The following is a 3,909-nucleotide window of genomic DNA, read 5'->3' on the forward strand; positions in this document are numbered from 1 at the left end:
CAAGCTCGCCGACAGCGCCCTGTCTCAGCTCGAAGTGGACGCCCGCGGCCTCGATGCGCTCGACCACCGCTACCTCAAGCTCATCGCCGTGAACTATGGCGGCGGGCCCGTCGGCATCGAGACCATCGCCGCCGGTCTGTCGGAGCCGCGCGACGCCATCGAGGAAATCATCGAGCCTTATCTGCTGCAGCAAGGCTTCATCGCGCGCACCCCGCGCGGCCGCGTGCTGACGCGACTGGCTTTCGACCATCTCGGGATCGTGCCGCCGGCCCAGCCGGCCCACGTTCCCGCTCTTCAACGGCGGCGACGCAGAGTGAGCAACTGGCCAGACCTTGCCGGACGCATCGAGGGCGACACCCATGTCTTGCCGGTGCGCGTCTATTTCGAGGACACGGATTTCGCCGGCCTCGTCTATCACGCCAACTTTCTGAGTTCTGCGAGCGCGGCCGCTCGGATTTCATCCGGCTGCTCGGCGTCCATCACCAGGCGCTGGCGAATCCGGAGCAGGGCGAGCCGTCGGTGTTCGTCGTGCGGCGCATCGAGATCGACTATCTTCGGCCTGCGCGACTCGATGACGTGCTGGAGGTCGTGACGCGCTGCGAGGAGATCGGCGGCGCGAGCCTCACCCTCCTGCAAGAGGTGCGGCGGGGAGAGACCCTGATCGTCCGCGCCAAGGTGGTCGTGGTGCTCGTGTCTTCGTCGGGGAAGCCGCAACGGCTGGGGCAATTGGTGCGCGGCGCCCTTGAACGATTCGTCGATTAGGCGTGTTGATCGGAGCGAAGAGGGATACTACCAGCAGTTTGCGCGAACCGCCGAGGGACGCGCATGCCACGAGGCCGTGAATGAATCCGGATGTTGCCGTCGATCTGTCGATCTGGGAGCTGTTCAAGAACGCCCATATCGTCGTCCAGCTCGTCATCGTTGGGCTCCTTGCCGCCTCGGTGTGGAGCTGGGCCATCATCATCGAGAAATTATTCCTGTTCGCCAAGGCCCGTAAGGAGACCGACAAGTTCGAGCAGGTCTTCTGGTCCGGCCAGTCGCTCGACGAGCTCTACCAGGCGCTCGCCCAGCGCCGGAACGTCGGGATGGCGGCGCTGTTCGTAGCGGCGATGCGCGAATGGAAGCGCTCGACCGAGCGGGAGAGCGGCGAAGCGGCGACCCGGCCCATGCCGGGGGTCCAGCTCCGGGTCGAGAAGGTCATGGACGTCACCATCTCCCGCGAGGTGGAGCGGCTCGAGCGGCGGCTGACGTTCCTGGCCACGGTCGGCTCCACCGCGCCGTTCGTGGGCCTGTTCGGCACCGTTTGGGGCATCATGACGAGCTTTCAGGCCATCGCCACGACCAAGAACACCAGTCTCGCGGTGGTGGCCCCGGGCATCGCCGAGGCCTTGTTCGCGACCGCGCTGGGCCTGCTCGCGGCCATTCCGGCCGTGATTTTCTACAATAAATTCAACGCGGAAGTCGGCAGGCACGCGGCGCGTCTGGAAGGCTTCGCCGACGAGTTCTCCGCGATCCTGTCGCGCCAAATCGACAAGTCGATGTGAGGAGCGCCATGGCTACGGGTTATCATTATGGCGGCGCCCTTTCCAAACGCCGGGCGCGGCGCGGCTACCGGGTGCCCATGAGCGAGATCAACGTCACGCCCATGGTGGACGTGATGCTGGTGCTGCTCATCATCTTCATGGTCACGGCGCCGCTTCTCACCGTGGGCGTGGATATCGGCCAGGACGCCAATCTGCCCGAGGTGGCCATTGCCCCAGACCGAGGCCGGCGCGGTGGCTCCGGTGGAGAAGGCGCTCAGCATCACCGTGGATGCGGACGGCAAGATCTTCCTCCAGGACTCCGAGATCGAGTTCGAGGAGTTAGTGCCGAAGCTCACGGCCATCAGCGAGACCTTCGGGACCGGCCAGGTCTGGGTCCGGGGGGACGCCGCGACCTCCTATGGCGACGTCGCCAGGGTGCTGGTCCGCATCAAGGAGGCGGGCCTCCCGGTCACCCTTCTCACCGACCAGATCGCTCAGCCTTGATCTGCTTGAAAGCCGGTGTTTGAGGGCGAATTCCGCCGGTTTGCCGCCGGTTTTGCCCATTTTTCAGCCGGTTGTGGCCCTGCGCGTCGTGGTTGCGGCGAATTTGCAACACCCAGTTACCCTTTCTTAATCCGGGTGCCCCAACGTCGTTAACCACACCTTGATCGGCGTCTCTCTGGGGGATAGCTTGAGGGGCTGGAGGATGAGATTCGGCGTGGCATTTTCGCATCATCGCCCGGGAAAACGGTCCCAGGACACGCGTCCCACCTTGATCTGATTGCGCCGCGCCGGTACATGCAAAGACGGCTATTGCCGTTTTAACCAAAGGAGAGAAGACCATGCAGGGTTTGAAGGGCGTTATCGCCGCCACCATGCTCGTGGCCGCCGCCGTTTCTCTTGGTGGCTGCTTCGGCCATCACGAGAAGGCCGTTGTGGTTGAGCCGCTGAAGCTCGGCTAGCAGCGTTGCCGGGGACCTCCGGGTCTCCAAACCAACGGGATTATGGATGCCGGAACGCCGAAGCTTAAGCGGCGGCGTTCCGGGCATCCTTTTCCTCGTCTTGGCTCCAGATTGAGCCAGATTGAGTCTTGGGCGCCGATCGCCGTTTGAGGCGTCGATCCCCCGGCCGACGGTGCCGAGCACCGCTTAGCCACCCAGTTCTCCCCATTTTCTCACCTCGATCTCAAATTTTTCGCAGGTCCGAGCCGGGCTAAGCCCGCGTTAACGGCTGGCTCCTACGATTCTTGGAAAATTAAGGCTAGGCGGGAGTTACCAGTCATGCGTCTCCGCGGTGGTTTTGGCCGCGCCGGCACGCTCGCGGGCGTGCTTGCTTTTGCCTTGGCGCTTGCCGCCTGCTCGGGGCAGGTGGGACCGCCCAAGGAGTACGAATTAGGGGCTGCCGCGGCGGCAACGCCCGGAGGCGTCGAGGGTTTCGCGGCCAATGCGGGCGATGTGGTCTATTTCGCCGGCGATAGCACGACCCTGTCGCCTACGGCTCAGGCGACGTTGCGCAAGCAGGTGCGCTGGCTGAACCGGCACCCGGGATATCGCGTGACCATCGAGGGACACGCGGATGAGTGGGGCACGCGCCAGCATAATCTGACCCTTGGCGCGCAGCGGGCGACCGCCGTTGAGACGTTCCTCAAGCAAAACGGCTTGCGGGTCGACCGCGTCCACACGGTCTCCTACGGCAAGGAGCGGCTGGTCGCGGACTGCACCGCGCTCTCCTGCCGCGCGCAGAACCGCCGCGCGCAGACGGTGTTGAGCGCATCCACCGCCCCGCGCTGACCCGCGAGCCTTGCTGCGGGGCCTTGCCCCATGGCGCTTTGTGGGCGAAACACACCTGTCGCCCGATAGGAGCCGAGTGCCCGGATGCACGCCGAAGCGGTCTCACCAGAAGAGGCGGAAAATCTCCTTGTTCCGCTGGCGCGCTTTCCGCGCGTCGCGCTCGCCGTCTCCGGCGGCCCAGACAGTCTCGCGCTGATGCATCTCGCCGCAAAATGGCGCGACAGGCATGGCGGGCCTGCGCTCTTCGTCCTGACTGTCGATCACGGCTTGCGCGCCGGCTCCCGCGCCGAGGCCGAGACGGTCGGCCGGGCGGCGAAAGCGTATAACGTGCCGCATGCGATCCTCACTTGGACGCACGGCGGGGTGGATGCGCGAGTGCAGGCACGGGCGCGGGAGGCGCGCTACGACCTGATGGCGGCCTACTGCACGGCCCATCACATTCAGGCTTTGGTCACCGCCCATCATTTGGATGATCAAGCGGAGACCTTCTTGATGCGTCTCAAGCGCGGCAGCGGGCTCGATGGGCTTGCGGCCATCCCGCAAGAAGGGTCTTGGGCAGGGCTCACCCTGCTGCGGCCGCTGCTCGATATCCCCAA

General features: G+C 65.1%; 4 protein-coding genes and 2 pseudogenes. All 6 read left to right on the forward strand.

Annotated features, from left to right (window positions below):
• A pseudogene (locus tag AUC71_RS17365) lies at positions 1-274 on the forward strand (Holliday junction DNA helicase RuvB C-terminal domain-containing protein); the annotation flags it as partial.
• Between the two features lie 191 nt (positions 275-465).
• Positions 466-762, forward strand: coding sequence for an acyl-CoA thioesterase (locus AUC71_RS04535; protein WP_244500802.1), 297 nt, complete (start codon positions 466-468; stop codon positions 760-762).
• A gap of 80 nt (positions 763-842) precedes the next feature.
• Positions 843-1,544, forward strand: coding sequence for a protein TolQ (gene tolQ / locus AUC71_RS04540; protein WP_069623303.1), 702 nt, complete (start codon positions 843-845; stop codon positions 1,542-1,544).
• A gap of 119 nt (positions 1,545-1,663) precedes the next feature.
• Positions 1,664-2,027: pseudogene (locus AUC71_RS04545) on the forward strand (biopolymer transporter ExbD).
• 776 nt (positions 2,028-2,803) lie between these two features.
• Positions 2,804-3,313 carry an OmpA family protein gene (locus tag AUC71_RS04550; RefSeq protein WP_069623304.1) on the forward strand — a complete coding sequence of 170 codons (510 nt, stop codon included), beginning with the start codon at positions 2,804-2,806 and terminating at the stop codon, positions 3,311-3,313.
• An 84-nt stretch (positions 3,314-3,397) separates the two neighbouring features.
• Positions 3,398-3,909, forward strand: a 512-nt coding sequence (gene tilS / locus AUC71_RS04555) for a tRNA lysidine(34) synthetase TilS (RefSeq protein ID WP_069623305.1), incomplete at its 3' end; no start/stop codon positions are given.

It is taken from the genome of Methyloceanibacter marginalis, assembly GCF_001723295.1.
Lineage (GTDB): Bacteria > Pseudomonadota > Alphaproteobacteria > Rhizobiales > Methyloligellaceae > Methyloceanibacter > Methyloceanibacter marginalis.

Coding starts and splice junctions, on each gene's coding strand:
- tolQ (WP_069623303.1), top strand. CDS start 843: ATGAATCCGGATGTTGCCGTCGATCTGTCGATCTGGGAGCTGTTCAAG.
- AUC71_RS04550 (WP_069623304.1), top strand. CDS start 2,804: ATGCGTCTCCGCGGTGGTTTTGGCCGCGCCGGCACGCTCGCGGGCGTG.